Annotated in this window: 21 protein-coding genes; 10 read left to right on the top strand and 11 right to left on the bottom strand. The window is 67.3% G+C overall.

Annotation, left to right across the window (positions count from 1 at the left end; translation table 11 throughout):
- Nucleotides 1-19 precede the first annotated feature (19 nt).
- Together QNJ30_15620 and QNJ30_15625 are read right to left on the bottom strand one after the other, a co-directional pair.
- The gene (locus QNJ30_15620; GenBank protein MDJ0944897.1) at nucleotides 20-1,972 is read right to left on the bottom strand and encodes an amidohydrolase; all 1,953 of its coding nucleotides are present in this window, start codon (nucleotides 1,970-1,972) and stop codon (nucleotides 20-22) included.
- Nucleotides 1,973-2,034: 62 nt separating this feature from the next.
- Nucleotides 2,035-2,724, bottom strand: coding sequence for a hydrolase (locus QNJ30_15625; protein MDJ0944898.1), 690 nt, complete (start codon nucleotides 2,722-2,724; stop codon nucleotides 2,035-2,037).
- 148 nt (nucleotides 2,725-2,872) lie between these two features.
- Here QNJ30_15625 and QNJ30_15630 point away from each other — a divergent pair, with 148 nt between their 5' ends.
- Nucleotides 2,873-3,775: an AraC family transcriptional regulator gene (locus tag QNJ30_15630; GenBank protein MDJ0944899.1), complete on the top strand. Its 903-nt coding sequence runs from the start codon at nucleotides 2,873-2,875 to the stop codon at nucleotides 3,773-3,775.
- Nucleotides 3,776-4,065: 290 nt separating this feature from the next.
- Here the strand turns inward: QNJ30_15630 and QNJ30_15635 are convergent, their stop codons facing one another.
- On the bottom strand, nucleotides 4,066-4,611 hold the full coding sequence (locus QNJ30_15635) for a hypothetical protein (GenBank protein ID MDJ0944900.1): 546 nt from the start codon (nucleotides 4,609-4,611) through the stop codon (nucleotides 4,066-4,068).
- A 573-nt stretch (nucleotides 4,612-5,184) separates the two neighbouring features.
- Here QNJ30_15635 and QNJ30_15640 point away from each other — a divergent pair.
- Together QNJ30_15640 and QNJ30_15645 are read left to right on the top strand one after the other, a co-directional pair.
- A complete protein-coding gene (locus QNJ30_15640; GenBank protein ID MDJ0944901.1) occupies nucleotides 5,185-5,667 on the top strand; it encodes a GFA family protein in 483 nt (160 codons plus the stop codon).
- Nucleotides 5,664-6,671 carry an NAD-dependent epimerase/dehydratase family protein gene (locus QNJ30_15645; GenBank protein ID MDJ0944902.1) on the top strand — a complete coding sequence of 336 codons (1,008 nt, stop codon included), beginning with the start codon at nucleotides 5,664-5,666 and terminating at the stop codon, nucleotides 6,669-6,671. Before QNJ30_15640 ends, QNJ30_15645 begins: the two co-directional genes overlap by 4 nt.
- Before the next feature lie 32 nt (nucleotides 6,672-6,703).
- On the opposite strand, the gene QNJ30_15650 is transcribed toward QNJ30_15645, so the two are convergent.
- Nucleotides 6,704-7,723, bottom strand: a complete 1,020-nt coding sequence (locus QNJ30_15650) for a hypothetical protein (GenBank protein ID MDJ0944903.1) — start codon at nucleotides 7,721-7,723, stop codon at nucleotides 6,704-6,706.
- A 144-nt stretch (nucleotides 7,724-7,867) separates the two neighbouring features.
- Here QNJ30_15650 and QNJ30_15655 point away from each other — a divergent pair, with 144 nt between their 5' ends.
- Nucleotides 7,868-8,059, top strand: coding sequence for a hypothetical protein (locus tag QNJ30_15655; GenBank protein MDJ0944904.1), 192 nt, complete (start codon nucleotides 7,868-7,870; stop codon nucleotides 8,057-8,059).
- Here QNJ30_15655 and QNJ30_15660 read toward each other — a convergent pair.
- Both QNJ30_15660 and QNJ30_15665 read right to left on the bottom strand, forming a co-directional pair.
- A complete protein-coding gene (locus QNJ30_15660) occupies nucleotides 8,033-8,911 on the bottom strand; it encodes an arginase family protein (protein ID MDJ0944905.1) in 879 nt (292 codons plus the stop codon). The genes QNJ30_15655 and QNJ30_15660 overlap by 27 nt on opposite strands.
- A complete protein-coding gene (locus QNJ30_15665) occupies nucleotides 8,908-9,477 on the bottom strand; it encodes a dienelactone hydrolase family protein (protein MDJ0944906.1) in 570 nt (189 codons plus the stop codon). The genes QNJ30_15660 and QNJ30_15665 overlap by 4 nt, the downstream gene beginning before the upstream one ends.
- A 309-nt stretch (nucleotides 9,478-9,786) precedes the next feature.
- Here QNJ30_15665 and QNJ30_15670 point away from each other — a divergent pair, with 309 nt between their 5' ends.
- On the top strand, nucleotides 9,787-10,182 hold the full coding sequence (locus tag QNJ30_15670; protein ID MDJ0944907.1) for a hypothetical protein: 396 nt from the start codon (nucleotides 9,787-9,789) through the stop codon (nucleotides 10,180-10,182).
- Between the two features lie 15 nt (nucleotides 10,183-10,197).
- Here the strand turns inward: QNJ30_15670 and QNJ30_15675 are convergent, their stop codons facing one another.
- A complete protein-coding gene (locus QNJ30_15675) occupies nucleotides 10,198-11,019 on the bottom strand; it encodes an SMI1/KNR4 family protein (protein ID MDJ0944908.1) in 822 nt (273 codons plus the stop codon).
- A gap of 121 nt (nucleotides 11,020-11,140) precedes the next feature.
- Here QNJ30_15675 and QNJ30_15680 point away from each other — a divergent pair, with 121 nt between their 5' ends.
- Both QNJ30_15680 and QNJ30_15685 read left to right on the top strand, forming a co-directional pair.
- Entirely contained in the window at nucleotides 11,141-11,326 is a 186-nt protein-coding gene (locus tag QNJ30_15680) for a hypothetical protein (GenBank protein MDJ0944909.1), read from the top strand.
- Nucleotides 11,327-11,454: 128 nt separating this feature from the next.
- Nucleotides 11,455-11,643, top strand: coding sequence for a hypothetical protein (locus tag QNJ30_15685; GenBank protein ID MDJ0944910.1), 189 nt, complete (start codon nucleotides 11,455-11,457; stop codon nucleotides 11,641-11,643).
- Nucleotides 11,644-11,893: 250 nt separating this feature from the next.
- On the opposite strand, the gene QNJ30_15690 is transcribed toward QNJ30_15685, so the two are convergent.
- Complete coding sequence (locus QNJ30_15690) at nucleotides 11,894-12,280, bottom strand: helix-turn-helix transcriptional regulator (GenBank protein MDJ0944911.1); 387 nt, start codon at nucleotides 12,278-12,280, stop codon at nucleotides 11,894-11,896.
- Between the two features lie 286 nt (nucleotides 12,281-12,566).
- Between QNJ30_15690 and QNJ30_15695 the strand changes: the two genes are divergently transcribed.
- Nucleotides 12,567-13,574, top strand: coding sequence for an AraC family transcriptional regulator (locus QNJ30_15695; GenBank protein MDJ0944912.1), 1,008 nt, complete (start codon nucleotides 12,567-12,569; stop codon nucleotides 13,572-13,574).
- Between the two features lie 37 nt (nucleotides 13,575-13,611).
- Here QNJ30_15695 and QNJ30_15700 read toward each other — a convergent pair whose 3' ends face one another.
- Entirely contained in the window at nucleotides 13,612-14,502 is an 891-nt protein-coding gene (locus QNJ30_15700; GenBank protein MDJ0944913.1) for an ABC transporter substrate-binding protein, read from the bottom strand.
- 286 nt (nucleotides 14,503-14,788) lie between these two features.
- On the opposite strand from QNJ30_15700, the gene QNJ30_15705 reads away from it, so the two are divergent.
- Together QNJ30_15705 and QNJ30_15710 are read left to right on the top strand one after the other, a co-directional pair.
- On the top strand, nucleotides 14,789-15,442 hold the full coding sequence (locus QNJ30_15705) for a DUF2238 domain-containing protein (GenBank protein MDJ0944914.1): 654 nt from the start codon (nucleotides 14,789-14,791) through the stop codon (nucleotides 15,440-15,442).
- A gap of 327 nt (nucleotides 15,443-15,769) precedes the next feature.
- On the top strand, nucleotides 15,770-17,938 hold the full coding sequence (locus tag QNJ30_15710; protein MDJ0944915.1) for a cation:dicarboxylase symporter family transporter: 2,169 nt from the start codon (nucleotides 15,770-15,772) through the stop codon (nucleotides 17,936-17,938).
- A gap of 37 nt (nucleotides 17,939-17,975) precedes the next feature.
- Here the strand turns inward: QNJ30_15710 and QNJ30_15715 are convergent, their stop codons facing one another.
- Both QNJ30_15715 and QNJ30_15720 read right to left on the bottom strand, forming a co-directional pair.
- A complete protein-coding gene (locus QNJ30_15715; GenBank protein MDJ0944916.1) occupies nucleotides 17,976-18,410 on the bottom strand; it encodes a GFA family protein in 435 nt (144 codons plus the stop codon).
- A complete protein-coding gene (locus QNJ30_15720; protein MDJ0944917.1) occupies nucleotides 18,410-18,883 on the bottom strand; it encodes a MarR family transcriptional regulator in 474 nt (157 codons plus the stop codon). The genes QNJ30_15715 and QNJ30_15720 overlap by 1 nt, the downstream gene beginning before the upstream one ends.
- Nucleotides 18,884-18,975 lie beyond the last annotated feature (92 nt).

An 18,975-nucleotide genomic window follows, 5' to 3' on the forward strand; every position in this document is an offset into this window, starting at 1 on the left:
CGTTCATCGACACCCTCCTTCAGACCGCGAAGCAGGAGCAGCCGAGCGCACCCCAGAAGCTCTTGGCGTCCGAGACGGGCAGCGGCATTGTCCAGGCGATGCCGTGGTCGTGGCCGTGGACGCCGCAGTGGTTGCTGCAGCCCGCGTGACAAGCGGCGGCGTACTGCGGCGTCTTCGCCTCCGCGCGCTGCCCGGGACTCGCCTCGGTGTTCACCGGCGACCAGGACGGGGAGGCGGGCGGGAGCGGCGGCGACAGGTCGGAGAAGTCGCCCTCGCCGTAGACCACCTTGCCGCCGACAACGGTCAGGACGCTGTTGAGCCGGCGGATCTCCTCAGGCGGCACCGCCAGGTAGTCGGCCGAGAGCACCGCCAGGTCGGCATACATGCCGGGCGCGAGCCTGCCCTTGACGTCGGCCTCGCCGGAGAACCAGGCGGAGCCGTGGGTCCAGAGGCCCAGCGCCTCCTCGCGCGACAGCACGTTGGCCTCGCCGTAGAGCGGCAGCCCGCCCAAGGTCTTGCCGGTGGTCAGCCAGTAGAGCCCGACCCAGGGGTCGTAGCTCGCCACCCGCGTCGCATCGGTGCCGGCGCCGACGGGCACGCCGGTCTGCAGCATGCGCCGGACCGGGGGCGTCAGCTCGGCCGCCTTGGGGCCGTAGCGCTCGACGAAGTACTCGCCCTGGAAGGCCATGCGGTGCTGGATGGCGATGCCGCCGCCGAGGGCCTGGATGCGTTCGATGTTGCGCGGGCCGATGGTCTCGGCATGGTCGATGATGAAGCGGGTCTCGAAGGGCCTCCGCCCGTTCACCCGCTCGAACACGCTGAGAAACCTGTCGATGCTCTCGTCGTAGGTCGCGTGGATTCGGAACGGCCAGCGGTTCGCCGCCAGAAGTTCGACGATCGGCTCCAGCTCCGCCTCCATGGTCGGCGCCAGGTCGGGGCGCGGCTCGAGGAAGTTCTCGAAATCCGCCGCCGACCAGGTCAGGTTCTCGCCCGCGCCGTTCATGCGCAGCATGTCCGAGCCCGCGCCCGGTTCCGTCATCCCCACCCAGCGCTCGTAGTCGCTGAGCTCCGAGCCGGCAGCCTGGGCGAAGAGGTTGTAGGCCACGCGCACCGTCAGCTGGCCGTCGTCGTGCAGGCGCTGGATGACGTCGTAGTCCTCCGGGAAGTTCTGCCCGCCGCCCCCGGCGTCGATGACCGAGGTGATGCCGAGACGGTTCATCTCGCGCATGTAGTGCCGGGTCGAGTTGATCTGGTCCTCGACCGGCAGCCTCGGACCGCGCGCCAGGGTCGAGTAGAGGATCAAGGCCGAAGGCTTGGCGATTAGCAGGCCGGTCGGGTCGCCCTTGGCATCCCGCTGGATCTCGCCGCCCGGCGGGTTCGGCGTGTCCTTGTCGAAGCCCAGCGCCTTCACCGCCGATTGGTTGATCAGGGCGCGCCCGTAGAGGTGCAGGATGAAGACCGGGGTGTCGGGGGCCGCGGCGTTGATCTCGTCCAGGGTCGGCATCCGGCGCTCGGCGAACTGGAACTCCGACCAGCCGCCGACGACGCGGACCCATTGCGGTGCCGGCGTGCGCTCGGCCTGTTCCTTCAGCATGCGCAGCGCATCGGCCAGGGACGGCACGCTTTCCCAGCGCAGCTCCATGTTGTAGTTCAGTCCGCCCCGGATGAGGTGCGTGTGGCTGTCGTTCAAGCCCGGGATCACGCGTCGCCCGCCCAAGTCGATCTTCCGCGTGGCCGCGCCGGCCAGCCGCAGGATCGCCTCGTTGCTGCCGGTCTCGAGGACCCGGCCGTCGGCGATCGCCAAGGCCTGCACCTCGGGATTGGAAGGATCCAGGGTCGTGATGCGACCGTTGGTCAGTATGGTATCCGGCGTTTCGGTCATCGTCTGGCTCCAGGCGCGGGGCGTGCGCATCAGGCCAAGCGCGCCCGTTGCGGCCAGACCCTTCAGAACGCCGCGGCGGCGCGGACTCATGTCGAAGTCTCCTGTTTTCTGTGGCCCGGCCCCTCGCGGGGCCGGGCGCGGGAAGTTCGGGGCTACTCGGCGGCGATCGCGGCTGCGGCCGGGTCGATTCTCGGGCCGTGCTCGACGCGTTCCGGCGCCTTGTGCACCATGGTATAGGCGTAGTCGACGCCCATGCCATAGGCCCCGGAATGCTCCTGGACCAGGGCGATGACCGCGTCGTAGGTGTCCCGGTGCGCCCAGTCTCGCTGCCATTCCAGCAGCACCTGCTGCCAGGTCATTGGCACGACGCCCGCCTGGATCATGCGCTGCATGGCGTAGTCGTGCGCCTCCTGCGAGGTGCCCCCGGAGGCGTCGGCGACCATGTAGATCTCGTAGCCGCCCTCGGCCATCGCGCTGAAGGCGAACATGTTGTTGCAGACCTCGGTCCAGAGACCCGAGACGATGACCTTCTTGCGCCCGTTCTTGGCCAGGGCGTCGCGGACCTTCTGGTCGTCCCAGGAGTTCATCGAGGTCCGCTCCAGCAGGGGCGTCTCGGGGAACACCGCCAGGAGCTCCGGATAGGTGTGGCCCGAGAAGCTTTCCGTCTCGACGGTCGTGATCGTCGTCGGGATGTCGAAGATCTTCGCCGACTTGGCCAGCGCGACCGTGTTGTTCTTCAAGGCCTGACGGTCGATCGACTGGACACCGAAGGCCATCTGCGGCTGGTGGTCGATGAAGATCAGCTGGGAATTCTGCGGTGTCAGCAGATCGGGCATGGTCATTCTTCTCTCCTCGATGAATAGATCTGGCCGAGTGGCAAAAACGCCTTGTTCCTGCTCTGATCTGGGCCAGGTCACGTAAAAGGTATTGCACCGGCTTGCTGTCAGCTTTTGCCTATGCTTGCCGGCATCACGACTTTGGGGGGACTTCATGGGAAAGCACGCCTTCGAACAGGAATCGGAGATCTGCCGGCACGACCGCAGCGACAGGGCTGCGGCCTTGCCGAGGATCTACGGCGTCGAGGCTCGGTGGAACATGCCGGTCTCCCGGCACCGCCGCCCGATCACGGAGCGGCAGGGCATGCCGGGCGTCGATCACTACGTCCTGATCTACTATCTGGGCGGCGCGCCGGTGCGGCGCCTCGACGAGGCCAAGGTTTGGGGGGTCGCCCAGCGGGGCGATCTCTCGCTTGAAACGCCGGGGAGCCGTGGCACCTATGCGTCGAACGGCACGGTGGAGTACGCAGAGCTTCACTTCCGTCAGAACCTGATGTGCGAGATCGCCGACGAGGTGGGCTTGGGCTCGGTCGCCGAACCGGAGGACTTCTTCGGCCTGCGCGATCGGGACTGGGCCAGAGATGTCGAGACCTATATCGCGCGGGCCGGCGATTGCAGCGATCCGCCGGGCCCCATGGAAATGGACAGCAGAGCCTATTTGATCGGGCTTGGCGTGTTGCGGACCCTTCGCGATGTCTCGGCGAAGCTCGACGTTCTGCATGACCGCGTGACACGGGCCGACCTCCGTCCCGTTCTGGGGGTCATCGAGGAGAAGCTGTCGGAGACCATCAGGCTCAGCGACCTATCGGCGCACCTGGGGATGAGTCCCTTCCACTTCGCGCGCGTCTTCAAGGCGGAGATGGGCGAGGCGCCGGCTCAATACCTGATGCGCCGGCGCACGGAGCGGGCCATCGAACTGATCGCAGGCACCGGTTTGAACCTGGCCACGATCGCCTACCGAAGCGGCTTCTCGAGCCAGTCACACATGCACCGCCGGATCAAGCAGGCAACGGGAAAGACGCCGGGTGCGCTCCGCGCCGACACCACGACGCCGTAGCGCTCACGATAGCGACCGACAGCAGGAAGGTTCGACCGTGTCTGGCTCGCGCAGCTTCAGGCGGAGGACCGCTTTCCGATTCCAAGGCCGCCATTCGCTGTCACGCTCCGATCCTCCTCCTCCAAACAGCCTCCTGGCTCCCGGGGGGGATCTTCGGAAAGCAGGCTGCGCAAGGCAACACGCGCCAGCCAATCGTCGTCGGACTGGCGGTCAAGGATCTTAACCTGATGGCCGGCGAGGGTCTTCCCCTCGCCCCACACCGCGCGTTCTGTACGGCCTTGGGCCAGGGCCTACTGCGCCGGCAGGACGAAGCTCAGGCTAGCGTCGTAGTAAGTCTCGCCGCCGCCTTCCATAAGGCTTACGCGCTGGCCCTTGAAGCTGCCGCTCCCCTTGATGCCCTCATAGCCGCCGGAGCCTCGGGTCTGCGTGTACCCGCCTTCGAAGCGGGTGACGCCGTCCGCGTCCATCACGCTCTTGCCCTCGAAGCTCATCCAGATCTTCGAGCCGTCTTCGAAGGCCAGGATCGAATGCCCGTTGAAGGGCCCGCTGCCCCGGGTGTAGTCGAAGTTGACCGTGTACCCGGTCGCGCCGACCTTGCCGTCGTCGAAGAAGGCCAGGCCGCTGAACTTGGCAACGCCCATGACATGTCCGTCGGCGTCGCCGACCTTGATGACCTGAACTTCCCGATTGTGCGTGACGGCCCGCCACTCCAGCTTCGCCTCCCCGGCGTTGACGGATGCCGGCGGCCAGAGAAGCGGCAGCAAGAGAACCAACAGCGAGAGGCAAAGCCGAGGGCTCCTGGCTCCCCTCTTCGCAGCCAAGCCAAGTCGTGACATGATCTGCTCTCCCCGTGAAGATCGCGCCCTGCCCGGCTCCGGAACGATGGACTCATCCCCGCCCGAGAGACTCCCTTGCGGCGCTCGGGCAGAAGACGCTCTTGCACATTTTTGCGATAGATAAGCCTATTCCGCCGGCCTTGCGGCCGCAAGGCCGGGTCGGACTTCGGCCTTCCGGGAGCGTGGCGCCTCGGCCTCGCCCTGATCATCCTCTTCCCCCAAATCGCCCTCTGGCTCCCGGCCGTGATTTACGGGCCCTGAGACACCCTCAAGGACCACCGCCCGAACCCGCAAGGGCTTGCCGACGACAGCCTCGGCCAGAAGCGGCCGTTGCTGATGGTCGCCAAAACGACCGGATCGAGTCCGAAGGAGACATTGCGGAGAGGAGAGAGAAGAGCCGGTTCGTGCCATGATCGGGGGTGACGACCGGCTTGTCGCAAGTACACACCTCAATGCTGCCATTTCTGTCGATCGCGCTGTTGTGCTACGCCCGATGCGAGACGGAAATTTCGACGCGAAGCAGGAGATTCGCGCTATCTCTCGGGTCAACGATGACGCACGGAGAAAATGACCATGGCGGATGAGGCCGCTTCGACTGTGATTACAGGGCGGTGCTATTGTGGTGCAACCAAGATCAGCGCGACGCAGGCGCCGCACACGATCGCCTACTGCCACTGTACCGATTGCCGGCGGGTAACGGGGGCACCCGTCGCGGCGTTTGCGGCCTTCGATGAGACTGCGGTGACTTTCTCGCCGGACGAAGGGCGCAAGGTGGTCGCCAATCCTGGCGTGATGCGCACATTCTGCGCAATCTGCGGGTCTCCGCTCGCAGGACGCTACGAGTATCTTCCAGGACAGGTCTACGTCGCGGTAGGCCTTCTCGACCAAGCCAACGAACTCGCGCCGCAGCTTCATGCCCATGACTCGCAGCGCCTTCAGTGGCTCCATATCGATGACGACTTGGAGCGCTTCCCGAACACCTCGCGGTCGCGGCTCACCGATGCGGCTGCGAGCTTAGGTAAAGGAAACCGAAAGGCATCGAGGAACAGAGCATGAGATCGCTGGTCGTAGGTGGAACCGGGTTCCTCGGCGGCGCTATCGCCGAAGCGGCCGTGGACGCCGGTCACGACGTCGTCGTGCTGTCGCGCGGACAGACGCAGCGGGCCCTGCCCGATAGGGTCGGGGTCCTGCAGGGCGACCGTTACGGTGACCTGAAGGTCCTTGAGGGCGAAGGCTTCGACTTCGTCTTCGACACCTGCGGCTACGCACCGGAGGCGGTGGAACGGCTCTTGCAGGTCGTCGGATCAGAGCTCCAGCGCTACGTCTTCGTTTCCTCCATATCGGCCTATGGCGACTATTCCAGCCCGCTCCTGTCCGAGATCGATCCCGCGCCGACGGCCGGCGAAGCGGATCTCGAGGTCGCGCGGAACCTGCCGGCGGAGCGACGCTCGGACGCCGGCGCCTATGGCAGGTCCTACGGGCCCCTCAAGCGGGCCTGCGAGATCGTCGCGCAGCAGAAGCTGGGCGACAGCGCGATCCTTCTGCGCTTAGGCCTGCTGGTCGGAGCGGGCGATTACACGGACCGCCTGACCTGGTGGGTTCGCCGGATCGACCAGGGCGGTCGGATCCCCGTGCCGGCGCCGAAGGACGGCGTCTTTCAGATGATCGACGTGCGCGATGCGGCCGCCTTCGCGGTCCGCGCCGCGACGGAGGGGCGCAGCGGGATCTACAACCTGACGGGCCGGGACATGCCGCTGTCCGCGCTCTTCGAAGCTATCATCGGGGTTACGGGCTCCGGGGCCGAGCTGGTCTGGGTGGCGGAGCAGAAGCTGCAAGAGGCCGGCATCCAGCCCTGGACGGAGATGCCCCTGATCCTGCCGCCGGGCGCAAGCCGGCGCTACCTGTTCCAGGTCGACACCGAAAAGGCCCGTCGCGACGGCCTGTCCTGCCGGCCGATCGCCGAGACCCTCGGAGATCTTCTTCGCTGGGACCGGGCGGAGCGGGATCGTCCCTTGAAGTGCGGGACTTCCCGCGAGCAGGAGCGCGCGCTCTTGGCTTAGGCACGATCATATGAGGTCGAATCGACCTCTCATCATCCGGCCGCGCTTGGACCGGACCGGGTCACCTCGTCGCGCTCCGGGAGATACCAACTGTCCCACCATTTCAGCACCCGCAGCGCCCTGAGGGTGATCCACCGGGAGGGCTTGCCAGGTCCCTCGTCCAGGTCAAACCAGACGCGGCCGGAGGCCCGCCAGTCGAGGGGCCAGGTGCCGTCCTCGCAACGCTTGGACCGAAGGTGGTCTACGGCGTCGCCGAGGCGCTCGTCTGGCCGGGCGCCGCTATGCATCGCGCTGGCACGAAAATAATCCAAGGCCCGCAAGACATCGTAACGCCAGCGATTCGGATGCAAGAGAGACAGAAAGGTCTCGTCCGCCGGCTCGCCCGTGCTGAGACGTCGGAAGAGACTCCTCCTTAAAAGGTATTCCTCCCCTGACCGGCGTGCCGCCTTCGACTCCTTCGTGCCGCCGGTCGAGACCTCGTACTCAAGAAGTCCTTCGAGCACGTTGATCGTGCTGGCAAACGACGAACAAAGCGAGCCGTTGATGCGTTCGCAGTTCCAGCCCCCGTCCTCCTGACGCTCGCCCAGCAGCCTGTCGACGATGGGCGAAACCTCGACGCCGAAGTAGGCGCCGTCGGCGACGGTCCGACCGTTGATGCATTCCTCGATCTCGCCCTCCCAATAGGGCTGGCCGCCCTCGTCCCAGCGTGAACTCTGTCCGACCAGCTCGACTGTTCGCCGGGCCCTGCCCGATGCGGGATCGAGACCGAGTTCGCGGAGCTGCGTCAGCGCGAAGCAGGTGGCCGTCCAGGGCTGCCCCTCCTTTTTCCAATCGCTCCGGGTGAAACCGCGCGGCACGAAGGCACCGCCCGCCCATTGCCCGTCGTCGTCCTGAAAGGAGAGAAGTCGGGCGCCCCAGCCCTCGGTTTCCACCTTGACCCGCTCCGCCTTCCAATCAGCCTCTGGAGCGTCGAGCAAGTCGCGCATCGCTTGCCAGCGAAGCGAGGGGTCGGAGGCAAGAAGCCACGCGATCACGGGACCAGGAACAACCATCGGGGTGCATCGCCCCTTCTCGGGGATTCACTTGCCGCAGCCTACGGCAAGCGTGTGACACGTCAAAGTCCGCTTCGTCCGAACCGGTATCCTTCGCCCGGCCTGGGCGGAACGACCGCAAGACCGGGCGGCCGACCTTGGCCGGTGGTTTTCCTCCCGGCCTATTTCCTCAAGGGAGTGGTCCCGCAGTGGGACCTCAAGGACACCTGCAAGGGCATGATGCAGTTCATGGTCATCCAGCTCTTCGGCCTCGCCCCGATCATCCTCTTCGCCCAGATCTCCCTCTGGCTCCCCGCCGTGAACGACGGCCTATGGCCGGGCATGCTCCAGGTCTGAAGCTTCCGAGACGATGGTTTCCAGAAGCGCCAGCCCCGCTCCGAGGGTCACGCCCTGTGGATCGACGTCGGGGTCGTAGGCGCCGAGATAGGCGGCGGCCACCGGGACGCGCCTCGAGATGAAGGCGACCAGCTCTCGTAGTCGTTCCGGCGTCACCCCGCCCGGCGGCCGGAAATGGTTGGCCGGTGCTATCCGCGGGTCGTGGACGTCGAGATCGACATGGAGATAGAAGGCATCGACCTGCGGCGCCAAGCGATCCAAGGCGTCGCCGAGTCGCCGCTCGATGCCGCCATCGTTGAGGTCCCGGTCCGACAGGCAGGTGATCCGCGATTCCGCAAGACGCTCCCGCTCGCGCGCATCGAAATCCCGGGCCCCGGCCAGGATCACCCGCTCCTCCGGAACCGGCGCGTATCCCGGGACGCTCTCCGCCAGGGCACGCCAGCAGTGGCCGGTCAGGATCGCAAGCCCCATGCCGTCGAGGAATCCGCTGGTCGAGGAGTCCGGCGTGTTGAAGTCGGCATGGGCATCGAACCACAGGGCAGCGATCCGTCGCGGCGCCAGGCCGCTGACGGTGCCGACCGCCGTGTTGCAGTTCCCGGCCAGCACCAGGGGAAAGGCCTTGGACGCGCGCGCTTTCCTGACCTCATCGGCGACACCGCGCATGACCGCGAAGCCTGTCGCCACTTCGGCGGGCAGTTCCGGCCTCGGGTCCACGGTTCCGAGGCTGACCTCGTGCCCCAGGGCCTCGAGGCGCTCGACGGCACCGCCCTCAAGCAAGCGCCCGGGTCCCCGCCCCATCCGGGTATCATAGAGCGCCGTGTCATAAGGTGCCTGGATCAGCCGCACCTTCATGGGGCAAGGCTGCGCAGGAAAGCGCGGGCGCGCTCGAGACAGAGCTCGGCCGCCGCGGCGTCGTAGTCCGGCAGGCTGCGGTCGAGGAAGAAATAGTGCCCGACTCCGTCGTAGCGATGCATCTCGAGCGCCGCTTCGCCGGCATCGGCGCGCCATTCGGCGAAGAAGGCCTCGTCATCGAAGGGATCGGGACGCGCGATATGGGCCGAGACCGGGAGGCCGGGCCGGCGCGGCGTCATCCACGGTGCGACACCGGCGAACAGCAAAGCGCCCGGCATCCGCGGGCGTTGGCCCCAGAACCGCCCGACCAGGAAAGCGCCCAGGGACACGCCCGACAAGACGGCGTCGTTGGGTGCCTCCTCGATGGCCGAACGGGCGTGCGCGTCGATCACGGCGTCCCCGATCTCCTCCTTGAGCCGAAAGCCCGCGTCGTAGTCGTCCGTCGCGCGGCCGTCATAAAGGTCCGGAAGGGCGACCCTGTGGCCGTCCTGCACCAGAGCGGCCGCGATCTCCTGCTCGGCCGGCCTCAGGCCGAGGATGGAGTGGAAGAGCACGACGTGGGCCACTGTACTGCGAGGTCCGTTCCTGCAGATCAACCGTCGGTCGAGACTGCGGCTCGCGTCCAACCGCGTCAAGGACGCGTCATCGAAGGCGCAGGAAGGCCGGCGCTTCGGCTAATGAGCCGAAGTCGATGGTTCCGATACAAGGCTTTCACGTCGCCGGAGCCCAAGGTGTCTGCCGTGCAGGGAACCGCTGAAGACCGCTGGACCCGGTTTCTCGCAGTGATCCAGGTCCTCGGCCTCGCCCCATCACCCTCGTCGCCCAGATCGCCCTCTGGTTCCCCAGCGTGATATATGGGGAGTGAGCGCCCGGCCATGAGCGATCGGAGGCGTGGCATGCGAAACGAGACACTCGACCGGATCCTCGCGGCGGCGAAGCCCGGACTCGCCGCGCATTGGTCGTCCTGCATCGAACACGGCCTCACCGGCTTTTCGCTCGCGGCGACAGGGCAGGTGGATGGCTGCATCGAGGCCTACTTCAAAAGGCTCAAGGCGCTGCCCGAACCGGCCGCCAAGCCCGCCATACTGGAAGAGATCAAGGCGTTGTTCGGCGCCTTGGACCGGGTGAACGCCGGGGCCGGCGGCGGCTTGCTGGAAACCGACGAGCGCGAGCTCCTGGTGCCGCTGGTCATCGATGCCGCCGTGGCCGCGGGCCTCGATCCCGCCGGCTTCGAGGACGGCGACCCGACCCTCGCGTTCAGGACCTTCTGACGGCCGCCCGCCCCTTCAGCCGCCCTGGAGGTAATCGCGCAGCGGCCTGACCGCGAGCTTCGCGGCCCGGCAGGCCTCGCGGACCCGGGTGCGCGCGCCCGCCGTCGTCGCCAGGAGGAAGCTGCCCTCCGGTGCTTCGGGATAGCGCAGGGCCTCCCCCGGCAGCAGGTCCTTCAGCGCCTCGTAGCGATCATCCTCCGGGCGGACGAAGCCGCGCGGCACCAGGTTCGGGCTGAGCCAGAGCCATTCCGGACTGCCTTTGTTGCCGAGGGCGGCGCTGCGCTGCGGATAGCCGTGCGCCCAGCTGTCGGGCGGGTCGAAATCGACGCCGAGCGCCGCGGAAAGGCGCGCGACGATCTCCTCGACCTCCAAGGTGGTCTCCAGAACGTCGTCGTCCGCCTCGATGCGCAGCAGGGCGAGGTAGTCCGCGAAGCTCGGCGCCAGGCGAGCCTGCTCGTCGCATTCGATGTCGACGTAGGTCACCGCTGCGCCGGTGCCGTCGTCCCGGTAGTCCAGGCAGAGGTGCCAGTGCCCGTCCCCGTCGAAGGGCACCAGTCCGCCGAGGGGGAAGCTCACGTGGTCCTGGACTTCGGTCCAGTCGAAGTCGGTCAGGGACGGAAAGTGCGGCCCGATGCCGGCGATCATCTCGTGCGCGTACTCCGGCAGCGAGAAGCGAATGTAGCCGCCGTTCTGCTTGCGCAGCAGGTCGAGGTAGGCCTCGGGCAGGCGATGGCCGATCTCGCGCTCCGCCGCGGCGACGGCGGTCTCGGTCAGCGGCGGTTGCAGATAAGGCAGGTAGGCGGGCACCTGCCAGATCGTCTCCGGATTGGCCGCCATCAGAGGAGTCTCCCGGGTTGCCCGATTGGGGTGGTGCGGACGACTTGCAGTGTATCATGCGGGGAGGAACAACGGACTTAGCCCCCAAGCCCTCCAAGTCGAAGACGATCATTCCCTCTTTGTGTTTAAGAAGCGCGAAGCGGGGCAGCGCAAGCTCGTGGAGCTGTGGTTCTTCCGGGCCGCCGACCACGTTGCCGCCGTTGGCAATGTCGGCGAAGTCGAGTGCCTCGGGATCGTTGACCGCGAGAAAGACCTGGGCCTGGTGGCGGGGGATGATTTCGGTGAGAGGCTTCGTATCCAGGCATAGGAACTCGCCTTTAGGCCGAGCCTGCGATGGCGCGGGGAGGATGTCCGATACTAGGACGGCTTCCGAGACACTAGGGCGCCAAGACCGCTGCCGATGGCAGCCACGAACCCGAACCAGAGGATCCAGACATGGCTATTCCCATAATTCCATTCGTCGCCGGCGCGGTGATCGGTGGGCTGGGCGTCTATTTCTATCGCGACAAGAAAGTCCGCGGTGCAGTTGGTCGAACTGCACGCGGCCTGCGTGAAAAGGTCTCGTCCAAGTCGGAAGAAGCACCCACCAAGAAAGGAAAAACGGCAAAGGCGGCGGCAAAGTAGCCTGTCGCCCCGACAAGGAAGGTCCGGAAGAAGGCGGCTGTAAAGGAAAAGGCCGCAATCAAGACCCCCTGAATCAGGCGCGCAATCGGCCGAATGTCGCAGGCGCCTGAGGCAATCCGGCACTACCGCGTCGATCGGCCCTGCGCTCCGGATGAGCCTCGGACCGATCGACACTTCCGCCAAACTGCCGTGAGTCCAAACCAGAGCGGGCTTCGAATATGAGGTCGATTCGACCTCGTGTCTTCGTGCCCTAGCAACTGCGCCGGCGGCCGCTGCGCAGGCGCTTGCGGAAGCTGGCCGGCGCGTCCCCCGTCCAGCGCCTGAAGGCCCGCGTGAAGTGCCCTGGATGGGCGTAGCCCAGGGCGCGCGCGGTCTCCGCGACGCTATTGTCGGAACGGACCAGCAGGTGGATCGCGGTCTCCAGGCGGACCTCGTCGAGCAACTGGTGATAGGTGAGGCCGGCCGCCAGCAGACGCCGCTGCAGGGTGCGGACGCTCAGTTTGGCCGCCTCGGCGGCCCTGGCGATCCTGGGATCGCCGTCGGCGAGCGACCGGGCGATGAAGCATCGGACGAAGGCGACCAGGTTCCGGCCGCAGAGTGCGTGTCCTTGACTTGCCGAGATTTCATGCAGCTTCATTGCGGTCACCTTGGGCTTCGAAACGGTGGCGACGGCGAGGCTTCGCCGTCGCTTGTCATGAACGGGGCAAGGGCTGAATCCCTCGCGGCGGTCGCCCCCGGACCTGCCGTCCTCGGCTGCCGCATCGGGCCCTTGGCTCAGGACCCTGCCGCCGCCAACCCTCGCGGGAAGGCGACGCGGCAGCGGCCTCTCCGCAGCCCCAAGATGGGGATATTTTCCGAGCTCCCATTGATTTCGCCCGCCATAGAGTTGATATTCACCGTCAGTCCGTGGCCGGGAGGTGACCTTGGCCGACCTGCGCATGATCGACGCCCGCTGGGCCTGCGTTATTGTCGAGAGCCTGAAGGCGGAGCGGGTTCCGATCGATCCGATCCTCAAGAGGGCCGGCCTCGCCCGGCGGCAGGTGAGCGACCCCGACGCCCGCATTCCCTATCGCAAGCACGCCGCGCTCCTGACCCTGGCCACCGAGGCCACGGGCGACGGCTGCTTCGGCCTGCGTCTGACCACCTCCATCCTCCCCAAGCAGGCGGGCGTGCTCGGCTACGTGCTGCTCAATTCCGCCACCCTGGGCGACGCTCTGGAGAACTTGGTGCGCTACTTCCGGGTCTCGACCGACGGCCTGGAATTCGATCTCGAGCGCGACCGGAATCACGTCGTCATGGTCAGCAGGATCGTCGACCCCTTCGTCTCGCAGGCGAATCAGGACGTCGACTGCGCGCTGGGGCTGCTCTACCGCTTCTCTCAGCTGATCACCGGCCGGAATATCGCCCTCGACTGGGTCGACTTCCGGCATGCCGAGCCCGCGGAGGCGCCGACGGTCGCCCGGATCTTCGGCGCCCCGGTCCGCTATCTGCAGGACAGGAACGCCATCGCCTTCGCCCCGCGGTTCCTGGACCTACCGATAACCGGGGCGGACAGCGAGCTGCTCAAGATCCTGAAGCACCACTGCCAGCTGATCCTGGGCGCGCGCCCGGAGAAGGAAGACCTGACCTACGAGGTGCGGCGCCTGATCACCAACCTCCTGCCCTCCGGACAGCCCAGGATGGACACGGTCGCCCGGGAGTTCGGTATGTCCGCCCGCACACTGTCGCGGCGCCTGGCGGCCGAGGGGCAGACCTTCAAGGGTCTCCTCGACGAGGTCCGCCGGGGCTTGGCCTTCCAGTACCTGAAGGACAGGCGGATCAGTTTCAAGCAGGTCGCCTACCTGCTGGGCTACTCCGAGGTCGCCGCCTTCTATCACGCCTTCCGCCGCTGGTCCGGCGCCAGCCCGCTGCAGCACCAGCTGGCGGACTGAGGGCGCCGCGCCGCCCGGCTCCGCGGCTCTGCGGGGCTCAATCGCCGGCCGGCGGCCGGGCGCAGACCTGGTCGTAGCGGTAGCGCGCTTCGATCAGGCCGTTGTACTCGAAGATGTCCAGGGTCTTCTCGAAGGCCGCCTCGGTGATCTCGACGTGGGGCGTCCAGCAGCCGAGTTGCTGGTAGGTCGCGATGCAGTCGGCCAGGACCGCCTCGTCGATCTCGGGGAAGTAGGGCTTCTCGGCCCGGGCGATCTCGGCCGCCGGGGTCTCGACGATGTAGGCCCGGGTCTTGCGGTAGGCGCGCATGAAGGCCTTGGCCATGTCGGTCTCCAGCCAGTCGCGGGTCGCCGCCAGGCTGGAGAAGCCGCAGGGGCCGATCTGCGGGCCGACCTGGGCCACCACGTGGCCGACGCCGTCGGCCTGGAGCTGCTGCGGGTAGGGGCCCTGCTGCTGCACGTACTGGCCCCGGCCGGCGCGAAAGGCCTCGTCGATCGCGGCCGCGCCGCCGGGCGTGATCGGCGTGATCCTGTCGAAATCGATGCCGGCCTTGTGGCAGGCGTACTTGAACATGGCGAGCGGCTGGCCGCCCCCGAAGAGCACCACCTCGGCGCCCTCCAGCTTGTCCCAGGTGAAGTCGGGGTCCGCCGCGCGCCCGGTCAGGAAGAAGCCGTCCATCTCGTTGACCTGGGCGAAGTGGACCGCGCTCGGCGTCTCGCCCCTGTTGAGCGGCCCGAAGGCCTGGCTCAGCGCCGACTGGATCACCTGCGCCGCGCCCGCCTCCAGGGCGGCGATCGCCGAGACCCCCGGCGGCGAGACCGACCATTCGGGCTCGAGCCCCTCGGCCTCGAGGAAGCCGCCCGACATGGTCGAGATCAGCGGCGAATAGAAGGCGGAAAACAGGCTGAACTGGATGTCGATCCTGGCCAAGGCGCGCTCTCCCTTGCATAGGCGTTTGATGCTGCCGCGGCATCCTAGTCCAGGACGCGGCGGATCGCGAATGCTGGCCGCGCATCGGGCGGAAGGGTGATTAGGTTGGTGACAACTCGCCTGGTTCGAAGAGTCACCCCCACCCCGACCCTCCCCCATCCAGGGGGAGGGGGAAGCTCAACACCGGCGCCCAACCGAACCCTCCCCCTCGATGGGGGAGGGTAGGGAGGGGGTGACTCTCCGATAACGGCAAGCTAGGACTCTGCGGCAAGAGGAGACGAGAAGCTTGGCAGCGGGCACAGCGGGCGGCATGCAGGACTCGGGCGCCTTCTCCACGGAGGTCAAGATCCTGCTCGGCGGCGCGGCGCTGGCGCTGGTGGTCTCCGGCATCGCGCCCGCGGACGGCCTGACCTGGTTCTTCGAGACCCTGCCGATCATGATCGGCCTGCCGCTCCTGGTCTGGACCCGGCGGCGCTTTCCCCTGACACCACTGCTCTACCGGCTGCTCTTCCTGCACGCCCTGATCCTCGCCCTTGGCGGCCACTACACCTACGCCCAGGTGCCCCTGGGATTCTGGGCCCAGGACTTCTTCGACCTCTCGCGCAACCACTACGACCGCCTCGGCCACGTCGCCCAGGGCTTCGTGCCCGCGATCCTGGTCCGCGAGATCCTGGTCCGCCGCTCGCCGCTCGTCGGCAGCCGCTGGCTCCCGGTCCTGACCGTCGCCTTCTGCCTCGCCTTCAGCGCGCTCTACGAGCTGATCGAGTGGTGGGCCGCCCTGCTTCTCGGCGCCGAGGCCGACGCCTTCCTCGCGACCCAGGGCGATCCCTGGGACACCCAGTGGGACATGTTCCTGGCGCTCTGCGGCGCGCTGGCCGCGCTCATCCTGCTGTCGCGCCTCCATGACCGCCAGCTCGCCTGGCTCGGCCGGTCCCGCTAGGCCATCTCCGCCTTCGGGCCGGCCGGCCCCTCTCCAAGCGCAGCGACAGGTGCCCTGCAACCGTCCGAGCCGGGCGCGAAGCCGTCGTGCCGATTCGGGCGCGGCGATACCGCGGCTTTCGGCGCGGCACAGCAGATTGGCGGCCGCAGCTCATGCTTCCGCGGCGGCAGTCCCCGGGCCGGCGAAGCGAGAGCGCCACAAGAACGCGGGGCCGCGGCCCTGACGCTTGAGTTTTTTTGCCCCCGGCGCGACTCTGGCGTCACCCGTCCGTGTGTGCATGCGCGTCGCGCGAAAACCGGATGAGGCGCGCTCAGGGGGGGCATGCGCATGAACCTCGCAACACAGGTCCTCGTCGGTCTGGGTCTGGGCGTGGTGGCGGGTGTCTTCTTCGGCGATCTGATGGAGGTCCTCGGGGTCGCCGGGGACGCCTTCATCATGCTGTTGCAGATGACGGTCATTCCCTACATCGTCGTCGCCCTGATCTGCGGGCTCGGCCGGCTCGACTACCAGCAGGCCAAGCGGCTCGCGCTCTGCGGCGGCGGCGTCCTGCTGACGCTTTGGGCGATCGGCCTCGCGCTCGTTTTTCTCGGGCCGCTCGCCTACCCGGATTGGCCGACGCCCTCGTTCTTCAGCACCAACCTGATCCGCGAGCCCGAGCCGGTCGATTTCCTGGCGCTCTACATCCCGGCCAATTTCTTTCACGCCCTCTCCAACGCGGTCGTGCCGGCGATCGTGGTCTTCAGCGCGCTGATCGGGCTCTGCCTGATCGGGATCGAGAACAAGCGCGTTCTGCTGGAGCCCTTGTCGGTCGCCTCCGAGGCGCTGATTCGTCTGACCGGCCTGGTCGCCAGGCTCGCGCCCTTCGGCGTGTTCGCGATCGTCGCCAGCGCCGCGGGCAGCCTGCGCCTCGACGAGTTGGGACGTCTGCAGGTCTACCTCGCAATCGACATCCTGCTCGCCGTCGTCCTCAGCTTCTGGATTCTGCCAAGCCTGGTGGCGGCACTGACGCCGCTCCGCTATCGCGACATCCTCACCTATCTCCGCGCCCCGCTGATCACCGCCTTTGCCACCGGAAGCCTGCTGATCGTCCTGCCGCTGCTCGCCACGCAAAGCAAGGAGCTGCTCGACAAGATCCATGACCAAAAGGACGACCGGGCAAAGCGGGCCAGGGCCTCGGTCGATATCTTGATCCCGACCTTCTTCGCCTTTCCGAATCTCGGGCTCGTCATGTCCCTGGCCTTCGCGCTCTTCGCCGGCTGGTATGTCGGATCGAGCGTTGCGGCAGAGAACTATCCGACCCTGGCGGTCGTCGGCATCGGCAGCCTGTTCGGCGGGCCCGTGCTTGCGATCCCCTTTCTCCTGGATCTGCTCCGACTGCCGACCGATCTGTTCCACCTCTACGTCACCGTCGACGTGCTGAGCAGTCGCTTCGGCACGCTCCTGGCCGCGATGCATCTGACCACGATCGGGTTGATCGGCGCCGTCGCGATGGAGGGCAGGGTGCGGGCCCGGCCGTGGCCTCTGCTGCGCTTCACCTTGGTCACGACACTGCTGGTCGTTGCGGTCCTCTTCGGCCTGCGCGCCTTCTACACGAACGTCCTGGTCGTGCCCTACACCAAGGCCGAAGCGCTGGCGGGTCTGGAGCTTCTCCGCACGCCGCAGCCCGCCAGGGTGTTCGAGGAACCGCCGCCGGCCGCGCACAACGAGCTCGGCAGGCCCCGCACCTATGTCGAAGTCCTGGAGAGCGGGGTGCTCCGCGCCTGCTACGGACCCAAGACCTATCCGACGGCCTACTTCAACGCCTCCGGCGACTTGGTCGGTTTCGACGTCGAGATGGCGCATAGGCTGGCGCGGGATTGGGGCCTGACGCTCGAGTTCGTGCCCTTGGTCAGGGCTGAGGGCTGGTTCGACACGGTGAACAGCGGCTACTGCGACATCGCCATGATTCAAGTTCCCCTGCTGGCCAGCAATTCCTCGCGGGTCGACCTGACCAGAGCCTTTACCAGCGAGACCGCGGCTTTCCTCGTGCCGGACCATGCGCGTGACCGCTTCTCGAGCTGGCTCGAGGTTCGGGACCGTGGCGATCTCCGGATCGCCGCCTACGATTTCGAGCACACGCAGACCCTGATCCGGCGGCTGATCCCCGACGCGACGGTGGTTCCCCTGCAGACCGCGACCGAGTACCGCAGGCTGATCGAGTCCGGGCTCGAGGAGGTCGACGCGATCCTGAGTCCCGCGGAGGAGGCGGTCGCCTGGACCATCCTCTATCCGCAATACACCGTGGTCATTCCCAGGCCGGTCGCCAGCTTTCCCATGGGCTACGTCTTGCCGAAGGGAAGCGTGGAGCTGCTCAAGGCCGTGAACGTGTGGCTCCAGTTCGCCGAGCGAAACCGCACGATCGAGGGGCTCTACGATTACTGGATCCAGGGCAAGACGGACGAGCAGCGGGCGCCGCGCTGGTCGGTGATCCGCGACGTCCTACACTGGGTCGACTGAGCCGGGGATCGCGCCGCACGCCGGCCGCCCCGCCCGCTCAGGCGGGGGGATCCCAGATGCCGGGGTCCGGGTTCTTCTCGGCGCAGGGCAGCTCCCTGTCGATCCGGTGCCAGGGCTGGGCCGAGGCAGTCCAGATGCTGCCCTGGGACTCGAAACCGCTCGGGTCGTCCAGGGTGCCGGCCTTGATCGATTTGAACTCGGGATGGCTGCCGTTGTAGGAGATCAGGTGCACGCCGCAGCGCGGGCAGAACTCCCGGAAGACCTCGGCGCCGCTGTCGGCTTTGACCCTGTAGGTTCGGGTCTCGCCGGCGGTCACGGTCACGGCCGACGCCGGGTACATGGAGCCGTAGGCGGCGCCGCCGCCGGCGACCACCTGGCAGTCGCGGCAGTAGCAGGCGCCGGAGACGATCGGCTCGCCCTCGACCAGATAGCGGACCGCGCCGCAGAGGCAGCCGCCCTCGCGTTTCGTCATCACCGGTCTCCTTCCTGCCGTTCTCTGGCTTCGGCGTTGTGCGCTCCGAAGGCGCGGATGATGTCCTGCAGGGTGGCCCGGGTCGTGTCCACCGCCGCCCGGTCCAGGGCCAGGGCGATGGGCTGCATCACCGCCGCCTCTCGCGCCTTTATGCCGGTGATCGCCGTCAGCCCGGCCGGGGTCAGGGCCAGCAGCATCGAGCGCTTGTGCGCCGCGTTGGTCCGCTTGGCGAGGAGGCCGGCGTCGAGCAGCTCGTTGGCGGTCTTCTGGATGAACTGCCGCGGCAGAACCAGGCGCCGACCGATCGCCGGCACCGTCAGCGGCCCCCGGTCGAGGAGCTGCTCCAGCACCGCGCGCTGCGGCACCGTGATCCCGGTCCCCGCCAGCTCGATCTGGACCGCCGCCTCCAGGACCTTGTAGAGCGGCCGCACCAGCCGGATCACCTCATAGAGCGCCTCGGTCCGCGATGCCATGATGACATGTAGACTGTCATATTGACACTCTACATGTCAATAGGTGCTCAGCGTGGGCGACTCACGTCGATCCGCCCGCAGACTGGCCGCTT

It is taken from the genome of Kiloniellales bacterium (assembly GCA_030066685.1).
Classification (GTDB): domain Bacteria; phylum Pseudomonadota; class Alphaproteobacteria; order Kiloniellales; family JAKSBE01; genus JAKSBE01.

Bases quoted from the DNA above. Each gene is read 5' to 3' on its own strand.
- QNJ30_15640 (MDJ0944901.1), top strand. From the start codon at position 5,185: ATGGCGGATGAGGCCGCTTCGACTGTGATTACAGGGCGGTGCTATTGT.
- QNJ30_15670 (MDJ0944907.1), top strand. From the start codon at position 9,787: ATGAGCGATCGGAGGCGTGGCATGCGAAACGAGACACTCGACCGGATC.
- QNJ30_15675 (MDJ0944908.1), bottom strand. From the start codon at position 11,019: ATGGCGGCCAATCCGGAGACGATCTGGCAGGTGCCCGCCTACCTGCCT.
- QNJ30_15645 (MDJ0944902.1), top strand. From the start codon at position 5,664: ATGAGATCGCTGGTCGTAGGTGGAACCGGGTTCCTCGGCGGCGCTATC.
- QNJ30_15650 (MDJ0944903.1), bottom strand. From the start codon at position 7,723: ATGGTTGTTCCTGGTCCCGTGATCGCGTGGCTTCTTGCCTCCGACCCC.
- QNJ30_15620 (MDJ0944897.1), bottom strand. From the start codon at position 1,972: ATGAGTCCGCGCCGCCGCGGCGTTCTGAAGGGTCTGGCCGCAACGGGC.
- QNJ30_15625 (MDJ0944898.1), bottom strand. From the start codon at position 2,724: ATGACCATGCCCGATCTGCTGACACCGCAGAATTCCCAGCTGATCTTC.
- QNJ30_15715 (MDJ0944916.1), bottom strand. From the start codon at position 18,410: ATGACGAAACGCGAGGGCGGCTGCCTCTGCGGCGCGGTCCGCTATCTG.
- QNJ30_15690 (MDJ0944911.1), bottom strand. From the start codon at position 12,280: ATGAAGCTGCATGAAATCTCGGCAAGTCAAGGACACGCACTCTGCGGC.
- QNJ30_15635 (MDJ0944900.1), bottom strand. From the start codon at position 4,611: ATGTCACGACTTGGCTTGGCTGCGAAGAGGGGAGCCAGGAGCCCTCGG.
- QNJ30_15660 (MDJ0944905.1), bottom strand. From the start codon at position 8,911: ATGAAGGTGCGGCTGATCCAGGCACCTTATGACACGGCGCTCTATGAT.
- QNJ30_15685 (MDJ0944910.1), top strand. From the start codon at position 11,455: ATGGCTATTCCCATAATTCCATTCGTCGCCGGCGCGGTGATCGGTGGG.
- QNJ30_15630 (MDJ0944899.1), top strand. From the start codon at position 2,873: ATGGGAAAGCACGCCTTCGAACAGGAATCGGAGATCTGCCGGCACGAC.
- QNJ30_15710 (MDJ0944915.1), top strand. From the start codon at position 15,770: ATGAACCTCGCAACACAGGTCCTCGTCGGTCTGGGTCTGGGCGTGGTG.
- QNJ30_15720 (MDJ0944917.1), bottom strand. From the start codon at position 18,883: ATGGCATCGCGGACCGAGGCGCTCTATGAGGTGATCCGGCTGGTGCGG.